General features: G+C 65.3%; 1 protein-coding gene. It reads right to left on the reverse strand.

Annotated features, from left to right (window positions below; all coding sequences use genetic code 11):
- The coding region (locus AB0I77_RS53830) for a polyketide synthase (RefSeq protein WP_363290374.1) at window positions 1–1,131 on the reverse strand (1,131 nt) is incomplete at both ends.

Raw genomic sequence — 1,131 nt, forward strand, 5'->3', positions numbered from 1 at the left:
TTCGGGGGCTTCTTCAAGGATTTCCGGGGCTTCTTCGAGGATGACGTGGGCATTGGTGCCACTGATCCCGAACGCCGACACACCCGCCCGCCTCGGCCGCCCACCCCGCGGCCACGACCGGGACTCCCTCAGCAGCCGAACCCGCCCCGCCTCCCAGTCCACATGCGACGAAGGCCGCCCCACATGCAACGTCGCGGGAAGAACCTCCCGCCGCATCGCCAACACCATCTTCATCACACCCGCAACACCCGCCGCAGCCTGCGTGTGCCCCAGATTCGACTTCACCGAACCCAACCACAACGGCTCACCGGCCCGCACCCCGCCATAAGCGGCCAGCAACGCCTGCGCCTCGATCGGATCACCCAACGCCGTACCCGTACCATGCGCCTCGACCACATCCACATCCGCCGCCACCACCCCCGCATTACGCAACGCCTGACGGATCACACGCTGCTGCGACGGACCATTCGGCGCCGTCAAACCATTCGACGCACCATCCTGATTCACCGCACTCCCACGCACCACCGCCAACACCGGATGACCACGACGACGCGCATCCGACAACCGCTCCAACACCAGCATCCCCACACCCTCACCCCACACCGTCCCATCCGCACCCTCAGCAAACGCCTTGCACCGCCCATCCACCGCAAGACCCCGCTGACGCGAAAACTCCACAAACGCAGCAGGCGTCGACATCACCGTCACCCCACCCGCCAACGCCAGACCACACTCCCCCGACCGCAACGCCTGCGCAGCCAAATGCACCGCCACCAACGCCGACGAACACGCCGTATCCACCGTCACCGCCGGCCCCTCCAACCCCAACGCATACGCCACCCGCCCCGACATCACACTCGCAGCAGACCCCGTCCCCACAAACCCCTCAACCCCAGCAAACCCACCCCGCGACGCCAACACATAATCCTGACCATTCGTCCCCACAAACACACCCGACACCGACCCCCGCACCGACACCGGATCCACACCAGCCCCCTCCAACGCCTCCCAAGCCGTCTCCAACAACAACCGCTGCTGCGGATCCATCGCCAACGCCTCACGCGGCGAAATACCGAACAACTCCGCATCGAAATCAGCAACACCAGAAAGAAACCCACCCGCATTCACATA

Source organism: Streptomyces sp. NPDC050619, from assembly GCF_040654815.1.
GTDB lineage: Bacteria > Actinomycetota > Actinomycetes > Streptomycetales > Streptomycetaceae > Streptomyces.